At 42.2% G+C, this 21770-nt stretch carries 16 protein-coding genes; 14 read left to right on the top strand and 2 right to left on the bottom strand.

Going from position 1 to position 21770, the window contains the following annotated elements:
• Positions 1–525: 525 nt before the first annotated feature.
• From BAZ21_RS22415 to BAZ21_RS30335, 11 genes are all read left to right on the top strand, one after another.
• A complete protein-coding gene (locus BAZ21_RS22415) occupies positions 526–2313 on the top strand; it encodes a sensor histidine kinase (protein WP_068505140.1) in 1788 nt (595 codons plus the stop codon).
• Positions 2310–3377: a response regulator transcription factor gene (locus BAZ21_RS22420; RefSeq protein WP_068505141.1), complete on the top strand. Its 1068-nt coding sequence runs from the start codon at positions 2310–2312 to the stop codon at positions 3375–3377. Before BAZ21_RS22415 ends, BAZ21_RS22420 begins: the two co-directional genes overlap by 4 nt.
• A gap of 103 nt (positions 3378–3480) precedes the next feature.
• Positions 3481–5127 carry a beta-N-acetylhexosaminidase gene (locus BAZ21_RS22425; RefSeq protein WP_068505142.1) on the top strand — a complete coding sequence of 549 codons (1647 nt, stop codon included), beginning with the start codon at positions 3481–3483 and terminating at the stop codon, positions 5125–5127.
• A gap of 417 nt (positions 5128–5544) precedes the next feature.
• Positions 5545–6858: an ABC transporter substrate-binding protein gene (locus BAZ21_RS22430; protein ID WP_373441572.1), complete on the top strand. Its 1314-nt coding sequence runs from the start codon at positions 5545–5547 to the stop codon at positions 6856–6858.
• An 85-nt stretch (positions 6859–6943) separates the two neighbouring features.
• Entirely contained in the window at positions 6944–7828 is an 885-nt protein-coding gene (locus BAZ21_RS22435) for a carbohydrate ABC transporter permease (RefSeq protein ID WP_068505143.1), read from the top strand.
• Positions 7825–8652 (top strand): carbohydrate ABC transporter permease, encoded by an 828-nt coding sequence (locus BAZ21_RS22440; RefSeq protein ID WP_068505144.1) that lies wholly within the window; start codon positions 7825–7827, stop codon positions 8650–8652. The genes BAZ21_RS22435 and BAZ21_RS22440 overlap by 4 nt, the downstream gene beginning before the upstream one ends.
• Complete coding sequence (locus BAZ21_RS22445; RefSeq protein WP_068505229.1) at positions 8652–10652, top strand: beta-galactosidase; 2001 nt, start codon at positions 8652–8654, stop codon at positions 10650–10652. The genes BAZ21_RS22440 and BAZ21_RS22445 overlap by 1 nt, the downstream gene beginning before the upstream one ends.
• A gap of 75 nt (positions 10653–10727) precedes the next feature.
• On the top strand, positions 10728–12515 hold the full coding sequence (locus tag BAZ21_RS22450; RefSeq protein ID WP_068505145.1) for a family 43 glycosylhydrolase: 1788 nt from the start codon (positions 10728–10730) through the stop codon (positions 12513–12515).
• Positions 12516–12626: 111 nt separating this feature from the next.
• The gene (locus BAZ21_RS22455; protein ID WP_068505146.1) at positions 12627–14165 is read left to right on the top strand and encodes a DUF5597 domain-containing protein; all 1539 of its coding nucleotides are present in this window, start codon (positions 12627–12629) and stop codon (positions 14163–14165) included.
• 178 nt (positions 14166–14343) lie between these two features.
• On the top strand, positions 14344–14739 hold the full coding sequence (locus tag BAZ21_RS22460) for a cadherin-like beta sandwich domain-containing protein (protein WP_068505147.1): 396 nt from the start codon (positions 14344–14346) through the stop codon (positions 14737–14739).
• The gene (locus tag BAZ21_RS30335) at positions 14739–14834 is read left to right on the top strand and encodes an S-layer homology domain-containing protein (RefSeq protein ID WP_373441573.1); all 96 of its coding nucleotides are present in this window, start codon (positions 14739–14741) and stop codon (positions 14832–14834) included. The genes BAZ21_RS22460 and BAZ21_RS30335 overlap by 1 nt, the downstream gene beginning before the upstream one ends.
• Positions 14835–15156: 322 nt before the next feature.
• Here BAZ21_RS30335 and BAZ21_RS22465 read toward each other — a convergent pair whose 3' ends face one another.
• Positions 15157–15720 carry a TetR/AcrR family transcriptional regulator gene (locus tag BAZ21_RS22465; protein ID WP_068505148.1) on the bottom strand — a complete coding sequence of 188 codons (564 nt, stop codon included), beginning with the start codon at positions 15718–15720 and terminating at the stop codon, positions 15157–15159.
• An 814-nt stretch (positions 15721–16534) separates the two neighbouring features.
• Between BAZ21_RS22465 and BAZ21_RS22470 the strand changes: the two genes are divergently transcribed.
• The gene (locus BAZ21_RS22470) at positions 16535–17632 is read left to right on the top strand and encodes an acyltransferase family protein (protein ID WP_068505149.1); all 1098 of its coding nucleotides are present in this window, start codon (positions 16535–16537) and stop codon (positions 17630–17632) included.
• A gap of 382 nt (positions 17633–18014) precedes the next feature.
• Here the strand turns inward: BAZ21_RS22470 and BAZ21_RS22475 are convergent, their stop codons facing one another.
• Positions 18015–19025, bottom strand: coding sequence for an AraC family transcriptional regulator (locus tag BAZ21_RS22475; protein ID WP_068505150.1), 1011 nt, complete (start codon positions 19023–19025; stop codon positions 18015–18017).
• Between the two features lie 352 nt (positions 19026–19377).
• On the opposite strand from BAZ21_RS22475, the gene BAZ21_RS22480 reads away from it, so the two are divergent.
• Both BAZ21_RS22480 and BAZ21_RS22485 read left to right on the top strand, forming a co-directional pair.
• Positions 19378–20358, top strand: coding sequence for a family 43 glycosylhydrolase (locus tag BAZ21_RS22480; protein WP_068505151.1), 981 nt, complete (start codon positions 19378–19380; stop codon positions 20356–20358).
• A gap of 15 nt (positions 20359–20373) precedes the next feature.
• The gene (locus BAZ21_RS22485; RefSeq protein WP_068505152.1) at positions 20374–21747 is read left to right on the top strand and encodes a PTS transporter subunit EIIC; all 1374 of its coding nucleotides are present in this window, start codon (positions 20374–20376) and stop codon (positions 21745–21747) included.
• Positions 21748–21770 lie beyond the last annotated feature (23 nt).

Below are 21770 nucleotides of genomic sequence, written 5' to 3' on the forward strand. Positions count from 1 at the left end.
ATTTGCTTTCCTTTGGTTTGATGAGATTCAGGACAGCGAGGTACCAGCAAGATAAGATTGCAACCGAAACTAGGGCAGTTAAAGATAAGCTTCGAGGTTCATTTGAATGGATTAAACTTGAGAATGAACTGTTTCACAAAGATATAATATATGGGTGTAATAACCATTTTTGCGTGGCTTACATAATCTTGAATTTTATAAAAGTGACGTTAATAGCGTTTTTCGCGATTTAATTTTTTTATTTCTTATTTGTATGTCTTTTGAATAATAATGCAATTAAATCGCTTTCAGGATTAAAAAAATTTCAGAGTATATTATTAATCTAATTGGTCCCTAGTTAGCCTATAAACACATTTGGGAGATGCTTTTTAAGCTTTTTACGGGCTCGACGAAATGGAGTGCACCGGCCCTTGATAGCCAGTATTGTTGTATAGTTTGCACGACTCTGCCGGAACATCGACTGTAATACTAAGTGTTTTCTGCCAAAGCGTTGGTTGTACATTTAACAAGGGGGCACGCGCAATCATGAAACGCTTTTTTCTACTTTTGTCTGAGCCGTTTCGACGAAGCATACGGAATAAGCTTATGCTTGCCATGATCATGCTCGCAGTTCTTCCGGTTATCACCGTTTCCGCCCTTGCGGCAGAAAAAAGTCGACAATCGATGGAAGACGAGGTCATTGAAACGAATTTATCCACTATCAAATGGACCGGCATCTATCTTGGAGAGCAATTCAGTCGGCTAAACAGCTTGATTTATTCCATTTTGCTGAACGAGCATCTGAGCGAAAATATCATGGAAACCGAGAACGACAGTTTATCGAGCCAGTTCACTGCTCAGCGCAATATAACCGATATGTTTAGCTCCGTTTTAAACTCGGCCAATACAAATGTAATCAGCGCAGAGCTATATGTACGAGATAGCGGCAAGTTGTTCAGGTTCAGCTCCGACGGCAGCGAAATCCGTTCTCCCGAAGAAATTCCCGTTCCATATAAAGAATTGTTCGATGAGAAGCAGTATTTTATGATTCGAAATGATCCAGGAAAGCCGGGGCAGTTCGAATTCACCCGAAGCGTCAACCGGTTCGAGAACCGACAGGCTGTAGGGGGCGTGACGCTCGGCGTTCGCTGGACATATCTAGACCAGACGCTGGCGTTGCTGAATACCGCCCCGAATCAGACCGTATTGCTAGCTGATAAAAACGGCAGGATTCTGTATAAGCAAGGAAGCGTAACTCCTACATTGGATGCGGGAAATTTGATCAATCTACCGAGAGACCAACCCGGGTATGTACATACGAGGAATGCGTACATCTTTTATAGCTCGGTCGATCCGTCAGGGCTTATGCTAGTGAAGATCATTCCTGCGAACGCTATCAATCATAGCGCACGCTCTACGATGAACTACGGATTTATTGTAGGAAGCAGTTCAATTGTGGTTGCTATTATAATCGCCGTCTATATCGCTTACCGTATGTCACGACCAATCGTAATGCTAGCCCGCTCCATGCAGGGGCTTGGACCGATTGTTGGCGATGTCGAACCAGTGGACATTCAGCTTAGTGGCAGAATCGACGAAATCGGTTGGTTGGAGACTCATTTCGTAAATATGACTGGGCGAATTAGGGAGCATATCAAGACCGAATACAACATGAAATTGGAAAAAAAAACGGCTGAGCTAAAAGCCCTACAAGCGCAGATCAACCCACACTTTCTTCAGAATACGCTTCAGATGGTTGGCAGCATGATCTATGATAAGAAACCCAAGGAGGTGTATAAAATTATCAAATCTCTTAGTTCCATGTTCCGGTACGTTATCCGCGAACCGGAAGACATGTGCTCCTTGCGTATCGAAATCGGACATCTGCAGCACTATATGCAAATTCAGAAGGAACGTTATGGCTCGCGGCTTGCATACACGTTAATAGCGGACGAAGAACTACTGGAATGTAGAATTCCCAAATTGACCCTGCAGCCAATCGTAGAAAATTCCTTTTTCCACGGCTTGGATACTAAACTGGGTGATTGGCGAATTGATGTTGAAGTCCGCCTTGAAAGCGGAGAGATCGTTATCCGCGTGCGTGATAACGGCGTCGGTATTTCTGCAGTCCGACTAGAAGAGATTCGTAAAGAACTTGCAGACAGAAGAGGATTACAAACGAAGGGTAGCCGGATCGGTTTATATAATGTTGTTTTGCGCATACGCATGCACTTTGGCGAGCGCTATGGGATTGAGGTGGAGCAGGCTTCTGGTGGTGGAACGGTAGTCACCGTACGGATACCGTACGTACAGGAAGGAAGGGATGAACCATGATCAAAGTTTTGATTGTAGACGATGAGCAGTGGAACCTGAATCTGATCCGCAAAGTTGGCAAATGGGGGAAGCTTGGAATGGAAGTGGTCGGCGAAGCGAACGATGGTATTGAGGCTGTCCAGCTACTCGACACCATAAAGCCGCAGATCGTAATCACGGATATGCGGATGCCTGGCGTGGATGGTGTTGGGTTGTTGGAAGTGTTAAACGACTGCTATCCGGCGATCCGTTCCATTGTCGTCAGCGGCTATGAGGACTTTACTTATACAAAGCACGCCATTCGCTATAAGGCGGTGGATTACCTGTTGAAACCGATTGACGAGGAGGAGCTAAACTGCGCACTGTCAAAATGCAAAGCTGAGATTGAAAACGCAAAGGAAGGGAACAGGACGGTGGCACCTAATTCGGAATGGTCTAGGTCTGTTGCCCTGCTGAAGAAACAACTGTCCTACCATTTCAACGATCTAAACGCTTCCGGCATTCAAAGAGTATTATCACAGCTGGAGCAGAAACAGTTGTTATTTGCCGACGGTGCTTCCGGCATGACAGCGCGTCTCGCAGAGGAACTGCATGTTCTATTGCTCGAACTGTTGGCCGAGAACGAGTTGAAGGACGAGCGGAGGCAGGTCTTGGACGAAGAGCTTGTCCAACATAAGAGCACTCCCAAAATGACTGTAACAGCGATCTGCGACGAGTACCTGAGTGCGCTGGAACGGCTCATCCAGCGGCGAAAATTTAAGAACAAGCTGAACGTGGAGGAAGTCAGGCAGTTCATCGACCGCCATTTTGATGAGCCTTTGTCGCGCGATCGGCTTTCCCGACTATTCTACGTCAGCAAGGTGTATATCAGTAAGACGTTCAAACAGAGATACGGCTGTAACATCACCGATTACGTGCTCAAAGTACGGATGACCAAAGCACGTGATTGGCTAGTGGAGGAACGGCTTTCGATCAAAGCGGTGGCTGAAATGAGCGGGTATGATGATATTTCATATTTTCATCGGGTTTTCAAGAAGCACTTCGGCGTCGCACCGGGCGAGATGCGCAAACAAGATGAGGTATAAAATTATCCTATCCAAGAGGATAAATCCGTCCAGATAATCGTTTTCGATTAAACGCTATAATGAAAGCGCTTAATTAAAATCGATTTGAGGAGGTAACTAGTAGATGAAACAGGTATGGAAAGGCATAGTCAGTACGGTCCTTGCCACTGTTATGCTGCTGGATGTGACGGCAACAGTGAAAGGCGATTCTTTGTTGCACTGTGGGCAGTTGGTTCCCGACAATAGCTGTCCATGGCCGACCCAGTACGAGGGGACATCGCCTCGGCCAACAACTATTCCAGCTTTGCGTGAATGGACGGCTGCATCAGGCTCGTTCCAGATCGGCTCAAACTCCCGGATTCTCATTCGTCCCGATGATGTACTTGGACTTAGATCTGATGCCAAGACCTTTGGCGAAAACCTCGAAGCAATGACTGGTACTGCTGCTCGTGTCGTAGTTACGCAAGCAGATCCTGAACCTGGTGATGTATTGCTCGAGCTCCGCTCAATGGACAACGAGATTGGTGACGAGGGATATAATCTCACGGTTGGAGCCTATGTGAAAATTAAAGCGAACACAGCAACCGGCGCCTTCTATGGGACCCGCACACTTCTCCAACTGCTGCGACAGTACCCGTCGGTGCCCGCTGGTGAAGCGCGGGATTGGCCGCGCTATTCCGAGCGCGGACTGATGATCGACATAGCTCGCAATTACTATTCGTACGACTGGCTTGCGGAACGAGTCCGGGACATGGCTTACCTAAAGCTCAACTATCTTCACCTCCATTTCACGGACGACCAGGGCTGGAGCATCCAAAGCGACCAGAACCTACATTCGTCAGAGTTCCTCACAAAAAAACAAATCCGAAGCCTCGTGGAGCTTGCGGAGAGCTATCACATCACAGTCGTGCCTGAGATCGACATGCCAGGGCACATGGGCTGGGCGTTAAGGTCTCATCCCGAATTCCAATTAAAAGACGCAAATGGCGTCGTCTTCCCCAACAAGATCGACTACTCGATTCCTGAAGCTCGTCAATTTCTGTTCAGTCTTGCAGAAGAGTACCTGTCCCTTTTCCCAGGACAGTATTGGCATATGGGAGCTGACGAGTTCCTCGGAGAAGCAGAATTTGATAACTTTCCCCAACTTGAACAGTATGCCAAGCAGACCAACGGGCCACTTGCTACGGCAAAGGACGGAATTCATGGATTAATTAACGATATCAATGCGTTGGTCCGTGCACAAGGCAAAACATTACGAGTTTGGAATGATACCCTGACACTCGGTTACACCGTTCCGATTGACAAGAACGTTAATGTGGATTGGTGGACGGACTTGAATACTCCAATCCCATCAACAAACCCGATGTCACCTCAAGAGCTATTGCTCGAGGGATATAACGTTCAAAACTCCAGTTTTTGGCCTACTTATGACTATAACGATATCCATACTCCGGCCCCACCCTCAATTAAGGGCATGTATGAAATTTGGGCTGTGCAGCGCTTCCATGGCTTTGTTTATTTTGACGAAACTGCCAGCGCGGCACCATTCAGCGATATCAACCCGGCAGAGCCCCGGAATCTCGGTTCAGCGGTCCATTTTTGGAACGACGGAAATGAGAATGACTACACTGAAACGCAAACGGCCGCATCGATCTTTCCAAGGCTACGGGTAATGGCGCAGAAGACTTGGGAGTCCGCTCCACTCGTAACGACCTATGCAGAATTCCAGCCAATCATCGAGAGTGTCGGATCAGCAACTTACGGGCAGTAGGTCGACGCAACGGGCAGGAAGTCGTAATTAAGGCGATTAACCAAACGGACACAGCTTTGTCTCTAATATTAATGATAGTAATGCTCTTTCCCGGTCTTTGACCGGGATTTTTTGTTCTTATGGAATGCAAAATGAACCCCTTTGCACTGTTTCCATGATTTACATACTCGAGGCATATTAGGAGCTTTTGCACAGCCAGGACGAGCGGCTGTCCAATAAAGTGTTAGAATGATTAGCTATGTGGATGTTCTCTACTTTTAGCGGATACTCAAGATAATTTTCGTGCGCCTTAGGGCGAGATGCAAATAAAGCGAGGATAGATTTGTGCTATAGAAGAAGATAAATCTGTCTAATTAACCGCTTTCATTTTTGCGCTATACTGAGCGCATGTAAAAAAATTATGAGAGGGGTATTAGTATGATAAAACTGGCATGGAAATGCGCCGTTGGCACAGTACTTGCCGCTGTTCTGCTGGCAGGCTGCGGCGTCAATGGCGGAGGAAACACAAATGTAAGCGATGTAAATGCCGGATCGACCGGTACTGGCAATGTCAAAAGCGTTACGCTCAGAGTGTTCATTGAGGGACCACGGTTCAAGGAGTACTATGACAAGTATATTGAACAGTTCAGGGCGAAAGAATTAGCGGAAAAGAACATCGACGTCAATGTGCAGCTTGAGATGCCCCCCATCGATAATGCCCCACAAATACTGAAGACGCGTCTTGCATCGAATGACGCTCCGGATGTGTTCACGCTTCATGCCATCAATAATATTCCGCAATATAGTAAGGCTGGTTACCTAATGGATTTATCTGATCAGCCATTCGTGGGCAAGCTCTTGGATAGCGTCAAGCCGGCCGTCACGAATGAAGAGGGGAAAGTGGTTGCCGTTCCTCTTGAAACTCTGTTGTGGGGTTACCTGTACAACAAGAAGATCTTCTCTGAGCAGAGCATTACGCCCCCGACTACGCTTACCGAAATGGAGGTAGCCGTTAACAAACTGAAAGCGGCCAACATTACGCCGTTCCTGTTGTCGTATAAAGATTCCGCGATTCCTCAGCTGTTCCTGCCGCTTGCGGTTGGAGCCTTGGTTAATACGGAAGACAAAGAGAAAGATTTCGTCGATCGGATGAATAAAAACGAGGGTTCGTTCAGTGAGATGAAGTCTATGTTCGAGGTCATCGATCTTGTTAACAAAAACGGCACTGATAAGGCGCTTGAAGCCGGTGGTGGCGATGGTGCTGCAGCATTTGCGCAAGGCAAAGCGGCTATGTGGGTGGAAGGCCCATGGTACGCCGAGTCGATTCTCAAATCCAACCCGGATATGGACTTCGGTGTAGCCCCGTTGCCGATCAATGATAACCCGAATGCTACCATGATCAACCTAAGTGTATCTACGTCGCTCGCAGTCTATTCAGGCACCAAGAACAAGGAAGTGGCGACGGACTTCGTAAACTACATCCTGAACGACAAGGATTCAAATGCTTTCTTTGAAGCATTGAAGTACAACCCGGTAGCTACGGTTCACACTTTCGAGAGCTATCCGTGGATCAAAGACGCTACCGAATACGTGAAGCAGGGCAAATCTTATCAAGAGGCACGTATTCCGCAAGCCGTGAAGGACGAAGTCGGTAAAGCCCTGCAATCTTACTTTGCTGGTCTCATGACACAGGATGACGTGATCAAGGCACTCGACAAGGCTTGGCAGTCGAGTAATAAAGTCAATAAATAAGCGAGTGTAAGGGGATGGTTAACGGGGTTCGTCTCGCGCACTCCATCCCCACTTAATTCTCGCAGGTGTGAAGGGGAGTGATGTAGTGGAACAGAAAGGCTTCAAAAAGTACTTATCACTGGCGGCATTTGTAACACCTGCTTTCATACTGTACGCACTATTTCTGTTAACTCCGACGATTGGAGGTATTTATTACAGTTTAACTGACTGGGACGGACTAAACCAAGATTACAATTTTATCGGTTTAGGCAATTTCGTTGAAGCACTGAGGGACGATCCGGATTTCGTGCATTCACTTTGGTTTACAATGAAGTATGTCGTATTTATGATCGTACTACAGAATGTGTTCGCTCTTCTTCTTGCGGTCTTTATTGAGGCAAGACGGAGAACCAAGGGACTGTTCCGAACAGTGTTGTTTATGCCTAATATGATGAGTATGATCATCAGTGCATATATGTGGACGTTCGTGTTCTCTCAGGTGTTACCGCAGCTTGCAGTGAAGACTGGGCTGAATTTCATTGATCAGTCCTATCTCGGTGATCCGAAAATATCCTTTTTCTCTATTTTGGTTGTCTCGCTCTGGAATGGAGCTGGTTATCTTATGATTATTTACCTTGCGGCACTGCAAGGTGTTCCGCAATCGTTGAAGGAAGCGGCCATGATTGATGGAGCAACTCCGTTTCAGACCTTCCGCAAGGTTACAATTCCGATGATTATGCATGCTGTTACGATCTGCCTGTTCCTGACGCTTAACTCGGCGTTTAAAGTGTACGAGGTCGTATTCGGCCTGACAGGTGGTGGCCCAGGTCGCGCGACCCAAGTCATCACGATGAACATTTACGAGGAAGCCTTCTCAAATAACTTTCGTTATGGGTATGCCAATGCGAAATCGGTTATCCTGTTCATCATTGTTTTAATCTTTACCCTGATTCAGATCTGGATTACAAAGAAGAAAGAGGTGGAAGCATGAGAGCGAAAAAAATATCGAATCTGTGCATTCTTTCCATTCTTACTCTTTCCTCGGCGATCGCCCTGTTTCCGATCTATATGGCTGTCATCAATTCTTTCAAGACGCAGGGTGAAATGTATAATTCCATCCTTTCGCTGCCAACAAGCCTCCATTTCGAGAATTATAGTCAGGCGTATGACAAACTAGATCTCCTACAGAGCGCCTTCAACTCCATGATTGTATCTGTGATCGGCATAGGCGGAATCGTATTCTGCGCTTCACTGGCTGGTTACAAGCTTTCCCGGACGCGTGGCAAGGTCAGTAACTCCCTTTTTCTTCTTTTCGTCGCTTCAATGCTTGTTCCGTTTCATTCCATCATGATCCCGCTCACACGGGTGGCCAAAGATTTGCATGTCCAAGGCACTGCCTACGGGCTTGGGATTATTTATATCGGACTGGGCGTCAATATGGCCGTTTTTTTATACCACGGGTTCGTTCGATCGATTCCGCGAGAATTGGAGGAATCGGCGGAAATAGACGGCTGCAATCAATTTCAGGCATTTTTCCAAATTATTCTTCCGCTTCTGTTGCCAATCACCGTCACCATTGCCATTCTTGATTTTCTGTGGATTTGGAATGACTTCCTGCTTCCGCTGTTGATGCTGTCCGACGCGAATACGTATACGCTGATCATCTCGACCAACAAGCTGTTTGGCGAATATAACAAAGACTGGTCGTTGATTTTAGCTGCACTGGTGCTTACAGCCATCCCAGTTATTCTGATCTATAGTTTTTTCCAACGCTATATTATGCACGGCATCGCGGAAGGAGCTGTTAAGGGATGATTAACAAGCTGCTGTACGGAGTTGCTTATTACGATGAATACATGCCTTATGACAGGCTGGATGAAGACATCCAAATGATGAAAGAAGCCGGTATCAATGTGGTCCGTATCGCAGAATCCACATGGAGTACTCATGAACTGCAAAACGGTGTATTTGACTTCACCTCGGTGGACAGGGTGTTGGATGCCATGCATGCCGCTGGTATTCAGGTCATTGTCGGTACGCCGACATACGCGGTTCCGACTTGGATGGTAAAGGAGCATCCAGATGTACTTGCCGTCACTCCGTTGGGACCGGGTAAATACGGCGCCAGACAAATAATGGACATTACAAATCCAATCTATCTATTCTATGCGGAGCGGATCATTCGTAAGCTGATTTCGCGTGTAGCTGGACATCCGGCCGTCATCGGCTACCAGACGGACAACGAAACGAAGCATTACAACACGGCAGGCCCTAATGTGCAGCTTCAATTTGTTAAATACATGCGGGAGAAATTTGGATCGCTGAATGAACTTAACCAGCGGTTTGGCCTTGACTATTGGAGCAACCGCATCAACAGCTGGGAGGACTTCCCTTCCATGGTTGGCACGATCAACGGTAGTTTAGGGTCCGAATTTGCCCGATTCCAGCGTAAGCTGGTGACGGACTTCCTCGCCTGGCAGGCCGCTATTGTGAACGAATTCAAGCGACCTGACCAATTCGTTACGCAGAACTTCGATTTCGAATGGCGCGGGTATTCGTACGGTGTTCAACCGTCGGTAGACCACTTCGCGGCCGTGGTGCCGTTCGATATTGCAGGCGTTGACATTTATCATCCGTCGCAGAGCGAATTGACCGGCACCGAGGTATCGTTTGGCGGGGATATGGCGCGTTCGTTGAAGCGTGCCAATTACCTTGTACTAGAGACGCAGGCACAGGCTTTTCCACACATGACGCCATATCCAGGCCAATTGAGGTTGCTTGCATTTAGCCATGTCGCGTCGGGTGCTTCTATGGTCGCTTACTGGCATTGGCACTCGATTCACAACTCGTTCGAGACATACTGGAAGGGCATGCTGAGCCACGATCTGCAGCCGAACCCTGTTTACAACGAAGCGATCACGATTGGTAGCGATTTTTCCCGCCTATCAGACGAGCTGATTGGCTTGCAAAAGACAAATCGTGTTGCGGTCATGGTAAGCAATGAAGCTTTGACAGCAATGGAATGGTTCAAGCTTCCTGACGGTCGAACATATAACGACGTCGTTCGTCGAATGTACGACGAGCTATATAAGATGAATGTGTCCTGCGACTTTATCCATCCGTCTTTCGAATACCTAGATAGTTACGCACTGATTGTCGTGCCTGCGCTGTATGCGGTGCCGGACGAATCCCTAGAACGACTGAATGATTACACGACGGGAGGCGGTCATGTCGTCTACTCCTTCAAGAGCGGCTTCGCCGATGAAACGATAAAGGTGAGGACGACGAGTCAGCCGGGCATCATCTCCAAAGTCTGCGGCGTTACGTACAGCCTATTCGTCGAACCAAAGGCCGTCGGACTTACGGGCAAGTTGTTTGGCGATGCAGGGGAAACAGGAACGGTCGAAAGCTTTATGGAATTACTGACTCCCATCTCGGAAGAAGTGGAAGTGCTTGCATCCTACGTTCATCCACACTGGGGACAATATGCTGCGGCAACCTGGAACCAGTATGGTAGCGGCTCCGCAACTTATATTGGAGGCTTGTTTGACACTTCTTCTATGCGGCGTGTCTTGCGGTTAGCCGTCGAGGCGGCGGGGTTGTGGGGAGCGGACCAGGAACTGGAGTTTCCGCTGATCGTGAAAACGGGCGTGAACGCAGCAGGTAAAACGGTACGGTTCTATTTCAACTATTCCGACGATACGCAGACGCTCATTTATCCTTACGAAAGCGGTAGAGAGTTGCTGTCCAGTGAAAGGGTAGAACAAGGCGGGCAGATCAATATCAATCCGTGGGGAGTTCGAATTATTTCGTAAGCAAAACCATCTGGGATATCTTTTTAGTGCTTTAGACAAATCCCGGGATTAAGAATATAAGGAAGGTACGCGAAAATGAAATATATCTGTAACCCGATCAACATGGAATACAAGTATCAATTTATTGAAGCGCACGGCAAGCTGTCTGTAAATCGGGAAGCTGCGGATCCGTCTATGATATATTTTAACGAAAAGTACTTCATGTTCTCTTCCATGACTGCTGGGTTACTTGTGAGTGATAATCTTTCCGACTGGACGTTCCATCCATATAAGGATCTGCCGATCTACGATTATGCGCCGGACGTTCGGGTCATTGGGGAGTACATGTACTTCAGTGCATCAAGATCTTCGCAAAACTGTTCCTTTTACCGAACGAAAGATCCGATCTTTGGGTCGTTTGAAGAGATTGAAGGGACATTTCCGTTCTGGGATCCGAATTTGTTCGTGGATGATGACGGAAGAGTATATTTCTACTGGGGATGTTCCAACGATAAACCGATCTATGGAATGGAGATGAATCCGCAGAATATGACACCGTTAACGGAGCCGGTAGACCTTATTTTTACTAATGTATCCGTCAACGGATATGAAAGAAATGGTGAAAACCATATTCCTCCCCGAACGCCAGAAAAAATTGAAGAAATCATTCAAAAGTATGCAAGTGATAACCCGAACCTGACGGATGAAATGTTGAAAATGGTGAGAGATGCGATTGGGAATGAACCATTCATTGAGGGAGCATGGATGGATAAACATGGTGGTAAATACTATCTGCAATACGCCGTCCCCGGTACGCAGTATAACGTATACTCTGATGGTGTTTATGTATCGGACAATCCATTGGGTCCATTTTCTTTGGCTAAAAACAACCCTTACTCCTATAAGCCGGGAGGATTCATCCCTGGTGCCGGTCACGGATCGACTATGGAAGATCGATATGGGAACTATTGGCACGCTTCTACTATGAGAATCAGTGTTAATCATAATTTTGAGAGGAGAGTTGGTTTATGGCCTGCTGGATTTGATCAAGACGGCGAACTATTCTGTAACCAGCGTTACGGCGACTGGCCGATGAAGGTTGAACAAGCAGCGATGAATCCCTGGAGTAACCCCGATTGGATGCTACTATCATATGGTAAACCGGCTACTGCCTCCTCTTATGTAGAAGGAAAAGAAGCAACGAAGGCTACCGATGAGGAGATCCGTACCTGGTGGAGAGCAGCGTCCAATGTAGCTGGCGAATGGATTGAAGTCGACCTCTTGCATGAATGCGACGTATTTGCGATTCAAGTTAATTTTGCGGATGATGCGTTGAGCGTTCCACCTCCTGAAGGAGCAGAATTTCATGGAGATGCCCCCACGTACCGATACATTGACCAGCGTCGACATTTTACCAGATGGCTTCTGAAAGGTTCGGTGGATGGTAAAGAGTATTTTGTCATCAAGGATATGTCTAATACAAATACGGATCTATCGCATGATCTTATCGTGAGGGAGAACGGATTGAAGGCCCGTTATATTCGATGCACAGTCGAGGAGCTTCCTTATAACCAAGCAGCGTGCATTTCCGGCCTTCGAATTTTTGGTATAGGTAAAGGAGAACTCCCTGAAAAGGCAACTGGAATTCAGACCACTCTGGTCAGCGATCTTGATCTAGTTGTAACTTGGGACCAAGGCGATTCCGTTGGATATAACATAGTTTGGGGCTACGCGCCCGATAAACTTTATCATAGCTATATGGTATTAGGCAGTAATGAAGTCGCTATCGGTGCATTAATTAAAGGTGAGCCGTTATACATCAGGGTGGACTCTTTTAACGAAAAAGGAATCGCTGAAGGGGATGTTCATGTAGTGATTGAATAAAAACACAGGGCTACTACGGATTTTTTATTAGAATGAGTCACATGCTTAAAATTTGATCATGATTGCGGGTATTAATTAACTTATCGCTTTACTCCTAAAGGAGGAAATTTCATGCCGTTGCCTCAACTGTTAAAAGAAGATGGAGTATATAATCTTTATGTCGATGGCAAACCCTACATCGCTTTAGCCGGGGAAATTCATAATTCCAGCGCCTCGAGCCTGATGTATATGAAAGAGAATGTCTGGCCATATCTCAGAGGACTTCACCTAAACACGGTGATCTTGCCAGTTTACTGGGAATTAATTGAACACGAGCAGGGAAGTTTTCAATTTGATTTATTGGACGGAATCATTGATCAGGCTCGGGATGAAAATGTACGGCTAGTGTTATTGTGGTTTGGATTATGGAAAAATGGAATTTCCAGCTATGCTCCAGGCTGGGTTAAGAAGGAATTCACAACCTATTTCCGTGCTGTCTATAAAAATAGTGAACCATCAGAAACCATCTCTCCCTTTTGCGATAAAGCTATAGAAGCTGATGCTAATGCTTTCACACAATTCATGATACATCTAAAAAAAGTAGACGGTGATCGGAATACGGTCATCATGGTTCAAGTAGAGAATGAAATCGGATTACTTGGCAGCGACCGAGATTATTCTAACTACGCAAACGTCCAATTCAATCGGCCAATTCCTGCTATGATCAAGTCTCTCTATGGGGTTAGTGGTACGTGGGAGGAGGGATTCGGGGATAACGCGGCTGAATACTTTATGGCTTATCATTATGCCCAAGCTGTCGAACGAATTGCGAGTGCCGGTTCGAAGGCCTATCCTCTACCGCTATTCGTTAACGCTTGGTTGGAACAGTTCCCCTGGAGACCGGGAACATACCCGAGCGGAGGACCAATAGCGAAGGTAATGAAGATATGGAAAGTAGTGGCTCCTTCCATTTGCTTGTATGCGCCGGATATCTATCTGCCCAATTTTGCGGAGATTTGTGAGGAATATACCGCTAACGATAACCCATTATTTATTCCTGAAGCAAGAAGAGACATACCCACAGCTACGAATGTATTTTATGCCCTTGGCAAGCATGATGCACTTTGCTTTTCGCCATTTGGTATTGAAGACTTTAGGGAGCCTTCGGATCATGGCGAGAGTATCGATACAGGCATCATGGTGGCACTTAATATTGAAAACTCGGGCTTTGTCTTGAATGGAACAGGTCCTTATCTGGCACGCAGTTATGAGCTGCTGGGAAACATGCTGGGCATTATCCAGAAATATCGGGGAACCGGGAAAATGACGGGTTTTCTTCAGAATCATGAAGCAGGATGTATCTTGTCGTTTTCCAAGTATGACATCCGAATTACTTATAATCGTTTGCCAGAAGGCAAGCTTGCATCGGGGGGGCTTGTGATTGAAGTTTCTGAAGATGAGTTTATTTTTGCCGGAATCAGCTTTTATATTGAATTTTTGCCGAAGCGCACGAGTTCGATGAAAACAAGTTATGTAAAAATTGAAGAAGGAAAATTTGTTCAAGGTGAATGGGTCCCTGGCCGCGTTCTTAACGGTGACGAAGGAGTTTACCATATCAAGATCGGAAACAATCCCGCCGTGTTGCGCATAGAGTTGTATCAATATAGATAAACTTATTTCAATATCGAGGTATCCTTATCTGTTGAGATACCTCGGTTTGTTAGCTGCACACAGGTAATTTTGAAAACGATTACAAAAATGCAAAATCGATTATGTTAGAGGAATTCGTTTATACCTGGAGTGTAGCGAAAGGAAGTGGAATAGTTAATGAAGAAAATCAGCATCATCAGTGCATTTAGCGGCTTTATTATTTTTGATACCAAATAGGACGAAAATCAGTGCAGATTCGAATTTTTCATTAGCTGTAAATGATATTGTGGCTAATACCTCAATTGGCGATTATGAGAGGTTGGAAAACGCGGATTTGAGCGGACTGACGTTATCAAGGGGCACGCTGACTCCTGCTTTTGCAGCTGGAACAACTGAATATAGCGTTGATGTTTCCTATGATGTAACCAGTATTTCGGTAACAGCCAGCGTCTATGACAGCAACTCCAAAATGAAAGTAAACGGGAAATTTGTTGCAAGCAGTCAGGCGAACAATCCAATTATCTTGAGCGCTGGTAATAATAACATCATCACCATCGAAGTAACTGGACAAGAAGGAATAACAACGAAACTATAATTAAAGGCAGACCGGATGGCAGCTTTGGTGCGCAAGATGAAATCACGAGACAAGATATGACCGTAATGGCTTATCAAGCAAAGCAAAAACAGTGATTTCTTCATCATCCATAAAACGCTTTGCGTTCCATAGTTTTGATATCCTATCAATATTTTGATGAATCAATCCAAATCTTCTTTGACGTCTCTGATTTTACATTCATAGCAAATGCCTCCTAATGAATTACAATTTAAGATTATTGTCTCTCCTAAGGGGAGAGTCAAGATAATATTTTTCGTGGGCAGTCAACCGTGGAGAAAAGCCCCAACGTATTTTGAGGAACTAAGAGTAGGAACCGCGGTCATAAAAGATAAGAACAAAAATGGGGGGAATGTGCTCACAGCAATGCAATGGCATTAGTCTTTTAGATAAGCCCATTTATCCAGTCAGTATATTATCAAAATTGGAATCCACCTCTAATATTAGCTTTGTCAGACGTTCTTTAGGGTAGGAAAAATTGTTTTCAGCCCAATATTGAATAATAGAAATACAGCCCTGAAGATGATATTTAGCCATAAAAATCCACTCCTCGCTTATCTCCTTTTGATTCGTTTCATAATTCCATATTTCTATATATTTTTCTTCAAGAAAAGCAAGTACTCGGTCATGAAAACTTCGATTTCTATTTTTATCCAAAAAAATTCGTATTGTTCCTGGATTTTTGTAAACGTAATCAATCAATTTTGTAAACACATCTTCATAGGAGTGGGTAGGATCCCCAACTATAATTGCAGCAAGCTCATCAATAACATTACCTTCCATCTGTTCATACAAATCGTAGACATCTTTATAATGCGTGTAAAAAGTAGCTCTATGAATATCTGCCCGGTTTGTTAACTCTCGAACTGTAATGCTGTGCAATTCCTTTTCCATCAATAGTTCGGCAATAGCGTTCCAAAGCGCTTTTGATGTCTTCTTGACCCGTCGATCATCTCTGTTCATAAATTCATCCTTCTCACATGAAAATAAAGTTATATTTATGTCATAAAAAACGACGTTATGTCTATTATTATACAATAATATAGGAAACTCAACGATATCCGCTTGCTTTTTTGACTATTGACTAAGAATTTTAAGTATTTTATTTATAGACGACATTAATAGTTATAAGTGTTGTTTTGGCGACATAGTTGAGTTGTATTGAATATAGAAAAGCGACTTGGTGTCTATTAAAATGAAATTTAGAAAAATACAATTAGGTGGGGATGGAATTTTGGAATCAAAAATTCATTGCGACTAACCCATTTATATGCTTAATCTGATTACTGCTGAAGCAGGTATTTGAGCATTTATATTCAATAAAAACGTCATACTGATGGAGTTTTGTTGTCCACGGCACTTATTTTGGTTGAACTTTTGCAGTGCTGATTCCTTACGGTGTACTCTACGCTTATCCAGGTTGCGTTTATTGTCGTTACTGGGTTGTTCTTGCTGGCACCTTTATCAATGCCTGTATTGTTGTCAGACCTTATAAAATTATTCTCGCAAAAAAGGAGTTCTCAATCACAATAAAAAATGAAAAGACTTTTGCAAATTATAGATAGGAGGACATTATGGAAATTAAACAGCTTAGAAAAGCAGATTTTGAAAAAGCAAGAAACTTTGCGATTGAAGGCATGCATTTGAACTGGAGTATTTTTATTTAGCAAACCATTTTGAACATAGTCGCTTTTGCTCTTGATAAATAGATGCACCTGCCCTGCAATTCAAAGCGGTCTAATCTATATTATTAAAGTAACAAATAAGGAGGATAAGAATGGCTGTTTTTGCTGGGATAAGAGAATGTTTTGGTGCTGAGAAATTAAACACGGGAAGACAATTGGAATTAGACTTGGCCAAAGGTTTTGCAATCTTGTTTATGGTATGGACGCATGTGTTTGACGAATTGTCGCCTGATTCCAAAGGAATTCTGGTCATGCTTGTCAGAAACATATTGGGAGGCCCTTTTGCCGCACCGGTTTTTATGATTTGCTTGGGTATTGGCGTCAGTTATTCCAGAAAAAATACTCCAAAGGATTTACTTAGACGAGGATTTAACCTGCTGGGAATAGGACTCCTTTTAAATATCTTCCGTTATGTACTACCTGACCTTACAAAGTATGCATTAACAAATGAAAGCACCTATTTGTATCATACCTTTTCTTTATTTAGTGTCGATATATTGCAATTCGCAGGATTGGCTTTTCTCTTTCTTGCTTTGTTAAAAAAGCTGGAATTGAGAAACTCAGTCCTTCTACTTATTGGCGTAATAGCATCTTTGTTGGGGATGATTTTACGCGGGGCATCTACAGGAGATTATGTTTTAGATCAGTTCACAGGTTTTATCTGGGGAACTGCCACCAGAAGCTACTTCCCATTTTTAAATTGGATTATATTCCCTGTTTTTGGGTTGGTCTTTGGCTGCTTTTTAAAGCATTGTAAGGATAAAAAGAATTTCTATTTACGTATGACACCGTTATGCTTCGGACTCGTCACTATTTATTTGCTTTTAACTATCCATTTCGGATTTATGTTTTCATCAGCTGGCTCGTACTTTTTTTTAGGACTACTAGATGCAGTGTTTTTTATTATGTTGGCTTTGGGCTTTTTTGGTCTTAATTACGCCATCACACAAATGCTCCCTGCAGTATCGTTCAAGCCGCTTATGAGATGGAGCAAGAATATAAATGCTATCTATTGCATTCACTGGTCACTAATAGGTATTATCGGAATTTTTATGCAATTGCTGATTAAATCAAGCGCCTTAGCATTTTGGCAGGCAACGTTAATTGCGGCACTTCTATTACTGATTTCTGATCAAGTGGCCATATGGTATTCTGATAAGTTTAAACCGATTTTTATGAGAAAGTTATAGTAGGTTCACCCCGATGATAAATTGGTTTTATCGTTGGACAGCAAGCATGTTGCGCTAATTCTGCTCATCAGCGTGACCGCTTGCGCAAGCTACGGAAAATGTACTCTTCAAGAACATAATTCCCTAATGACAGTTCTTGGCGGTCCATTGCCTCAAATAGTTGTTTATAAGTAGACTCTGTCGTATCTTCTTTCCCCGTACGGTACTAATGGGACATGTTAGCTCAATAGCCTATTTTAGGCTGTTTTTGTCTCAATTAATGTTATAACTCACGGGAGAATTTAAGGCGTATTTAGCGATAGGCCATTTTATTCTCCACATTAAAACTAGATACGCAAGAACTAGAGCAATATTGTCAGATACTTGGATAAAATAAGTTGTTTTACTTGAATTTTTGGATATATTTGGAGATAGAATTGTTTCGGAATTCTTTTGGCGTAACATTAAAATATTCTTTGAATTTTTTATAAAAGAAGTTTAAGTTGTTATAACCTATTTCGTTTGCAATTCCATAAATAGGAACGTCAGTGTTTTCGAGTAAAATAGATGCCCTAGTCAACTTTTGAATTAATATAATTTCAGAAAAAGATCTATTGGTAGTTTTTTTGATCAAATTACTTAGATAGTTTGGATGAAAATTAAAATGCTTAGCTGTAGAAATCAAAGTACACGTCATATAATTTTTCTCTAAATAATTGAGTATTTCCACAATAGGTGCATTACTTAATGATTTTGAGTTAGATTGGCTAGAGTCATACTGAAATACCCTCAATAGTTCAGAAAATATCAGCACCATAAAGCAATCAATTATTTCGTTTGAACATAAAGATTTATCAAAATATTCACAAAGAAGCTCTTTTATATATAGAGGAATTTTTTTATTATTGTCGGAATTGAATATTATATAATTATCATGATCTCTCTTATCTGATATAGCATTAACTAAAAACTCTGAGATAATGCCTTTACTTGATAGTCTGCTAAGAAAGGCAGTTGAAAAGTATTCTTTACTCATTAGTATATTAATAATAATATCATTTTCAGTAGTTGGTAAAATAGAATGAGGAATACCTGTATCTATAATAGAGATTTGTCCTTCTTTAAGTTTTACAGTCTTATCCTTTATTACCTCTGTAAATTCCCCAGAATATACATAACTAAGTTCGATATAAGTATGAACATGCATTGGTACTTGAACAAATCGTGTATGTTTACGTGGAGTGATATTTTCACCCATATTCATATCACTATCATCAAATAAATAAGCAGTATGCCCTTTACAGTTAACTATTTCCATTTTGTTATATCTTTCAGATATAACAGGATTTGATTTATATTTTAATTCCTTTTCTGTTAATGCTCTGAGCATTCTATCTAATTCATCGTGATTCATATTTGAAACTCCTTTCAAAGTTAGTCATTATATAGTAGGATATGATATTAAAATCGGTCAGTCAATATGTGTTTATTTGATATTATAGAGCATTTAAGAAAATGCTATTCTTTTGACAAGGAAATCATTTAATAGTTTCCTTGAGGTCACCAATATAGAGACGTCTATAGACTTTTATCTAAAAACTATAGTTTTTATCAGTTAGTGTATCTAATAAAATCGCTCATTTTATAAAAGTGTTGAAAGGAGTAATTTCTGTAATTAAAAAAGGGACAAACATTAAGATTTAATTTGGGAATACTTTAAAAATTTCCATTTTGACACTATTATCTTTTATAAGGAGAAATTTTAAATGTATAATTCTATTCGACCAGGGCAGGTTTGGCTTGATACAAAGGATAAGCGTATACAAGCTCATGGCAGTTCTGTAATGTATGTAGATGGTGTCTATTATTGGTATGGGGAAAATAAGGAGAACACAATTCCTGGAAGTGGCGTTTGGCATAATGGTGTTAATTGTTATTCATCTAAGGATCTTATAAATTGGAAATTTGAAAAGACTATTTTGAAGGCGCCTTCAGATGTTGATAACCCTTTACATCCTTCTAGAATTATGGATCGTCCCCATATCATTTATAACAAAAAGAATGAAGAATTTATAATGTGGATGAAGTTAGCAGGAACAGATGATAATCCTAGAGATTGGAATTATCAATATATGGGAATAGCGACATCAAAAAGTATCAATGAAGAGTTTGAGCTTATTGATAAAATAGTTCCTTTAGATATGAGCAGTGGTGATTTTGATTTGTTTGTTGATGATAATGATCAAGCATATATTATCTTTGGAAAAGTTCATACAGAAATTGTAATTGCAGATTTAACTGACGACTATAAAAATTTAACAGGAAAATATTCAACGCATTTGCATTTCAGTTCACCTCCATTGGCACGTGAGGCACCTGCTATTTTTAAAAGAGAGCATGAATACTTTATGTTTACGTCGGGAACAACTGCTTATTATCCAAATCAAACGCTCAGTGCCAAAGCAGATAATATGCATGGACCTTGGTATATTATTGGAGATCCGTGCATAGAGGATACGGAAAAGAACACTTTCAATTCCCAAATAAGTAGTGTATTTAAAGTGCCTAATAAAGATTTATTCATTGCGATTGGGGATCGGTGGGTTGTTGACTTAACAAGAAAAAAAGAGAAGAGTTCATGGAATATTAATACAAGTGAGTCTGATTATGTTTGGCTACTTGTAGAATTTAGAGATAATATTCCAGTAATTCAATGGAAGTCAGAATGGAATCCAAATAATTTTTAATAAGGGGAAGTTTGTATGAATTTAAAAGATTCAGCAAAAGCAATAATTGAAAAGGTTGGAGGACCAGACAATATTGTAAGTCTTACGCACTGTGTAACTAGATTGAGATTTGTTCTGGCGGATGAATCAATTCCCAATGATGATGAAATTAAAAGTATTGATAAAGTATTGGGCGTTATGAAAGCTGGTGGAGAATATCAAGTAATTGTTGGGAATATTGTTAAAGATGTTTATGCTGAAGTTGATTCTTTATTAAAAGGTAATGCTAATGAAGATGACATCAAAGAAAAAATTGAAAAAGTTAAAACAAAAAATAAAACAAGTTTGATTAATAGGCTATCTAGATCACTTATGAAAATGATTTTTCCGCTAGTTCCAACAATGGCGGCGGTGGGGATTATTAAAGGTTGTTTGGCTATATTCCTTATGGCAGGCGTATTGCAGACAACAGATGGTACTTTTATTATTTTGCAAAATATAAATGATGCTTTCTTATACTTCTTACCTATAATTGTAGCATTTTCAGTTGCGAAAACATTTGATTCAAACCCTTATGTTGCTGCTGCAATAGGGGCATCATTAGTATTTCCGAATATTGTCGAAATATATAAAGATGGTACAGCTTTAACGTTTTTGAAGATACCTGTCATCTTAACAACATACGGTAACTCAATTTTCCCTGTTATGTGTAGTACATTTATTGCAGCAAAATTAGAAAAGTATCTAGATAGGTATATACCACCATTTTTGGAATTCTTAAAAATTATGACATTACTTTTGGTGATGGTACCTTTCACATTTCTAGTAGTTGGTCCAATCTTTGTAAAAGTAAGTGAGTTATTAGCGAATGGTACTATGGGAGTTTATAATTTATTTCCTTTAGCTACCGGTGTAATATTCGGGGCCTTCTGGCAACTTTGTGTTCTTTTTGGATTACACTATGCGTTTATTCCTATTTTGACCGATATAACCCTAAGAAATGGTTCTAATGCTTTGAGCCCAATTTTAGGTATGGGAGTTTGGGCATTAGCTGGAGCTGCGCTTGGTTTTGCACTTAAGACTAAACGAAAAGAAAATAAAGCTACTGGTTATTCAGCAATGACTTCTGCACTGTTTGGTATTACTGAACCAGCCATATTCGGGATTGCTTTGCCATATAGGAAACCGTTTATTTGCGCAATGATTGCTGGAGGAATTGCTGGACCATTGAATACAATTTTAGGAACAAATCAATTTTCACCAGCTGCTGTTGGAGGAATTTTAACATTTGGTGCCCAGATGGATCCTAGTGGTAATCCAGGTCCACTTATAGGATTTTTCATTTGCTTTTTCGTGAGTTTTACTATCAGTGTAGTTTTAACATACTTTACAACGAGAGCGGACGACTAGCTTAGAAGCACTGAAGTAAAAAA

The sequence above is a fragment of the Paenibacillus kribbensis genome, assembly GCF_001705305.1.
Classification (GTDB): Bacteria; Bacillota; Bacilli; order Paenibacillales; family Paenibacillaceae; genus Paenibacillus; species Paenibacillus kribbensis_B.

Bases quoted from the DNA above. Each gene is read 5' to 3' on its own strand.
- BAZ21_RS22415 (WP_068505140.1), top strand. From the start codon at position 526: ATGAAACGCTTTTTTCTACTTTTGTCTGAGCCGTTTCGACGAAGCATA.
- BAZ21_RS22420 (WP_068505141.1), top strand. From the start codon at position 2,310: ATGATCAAAGTTTTGATTGTAGACGATGAGCAGTGGAACCTGAATCTG.
- BAZ21_RS22425 (WP_068505142.1), top strand. From the start codon at position 3,481: ATGAAACAGGTATGGAAAGGCATAGTCAGTACGGTCCTTGCCACTGTT.
- BAZ21_RS22430 (WP_373441572.1), top strand. From the start codon at position 5,545: ATGATAAAACTGGCATGGAAATGCGCCGTTGGCACAGTACTTGCCGCT.
- BAZ21_RS22440 (WP_068505144.1), top strand. From the start codon at position 7,825: ATGAGAGCGAAAAAAATATCGAATCTGTGCATTCTTTCCATTCTTACT.
- BAZ21_RS22450 (WP_068505145.1), top strand. From the start codon at position 10,728: ATGAAATATATCTGTAACCCGATCAACATGGAATACAAGTATCAATTT.
- BAZ21_RS22455 (WP_068505146.1), top strand. From the start codon at position 12,627: ATGCCGTTGCCTCAACTGTTAAAAGAAGATGGAGTATATAATCTTTAT.
- BAZ21_RS22465 (WP_068505148.1), bottom strand. From the start codon at position 15,720: ATGAACAGAGATGATCGACGGGTCAAGAAGACATCAAAAGCGCTTTGG.
- BAZ21_RS22470 (WP_068505149.1), top strand. From the start codon at position 16,535: ATGGCTGTTTTTGCTGGGATAAGAGAATGTTTTGGTGCTGAGAAATTA.
- BAZ21_RS22475 (WP_068505150.1), bottom strand. From the start codon at position 19,025: ATGAATCACGATGAATTAGATAGAATGCTCAGAGCATTAACAGAAAAG.
- BAZ21_RS22480 (WP_068505151.1), top strand. From the start codon at position 19,378: ATGTATAATTCTATTCGACCAGGGCAGGTTTGGCTTGATACAAAGGAT.
- BAZ21_RS22485 (WP_068505152.1), top strand. From the start codon at position 20,374: ATGAATTTAAAAGATTCAGCAAAAGCAATAATTGAAAAGGTTGGAGGA.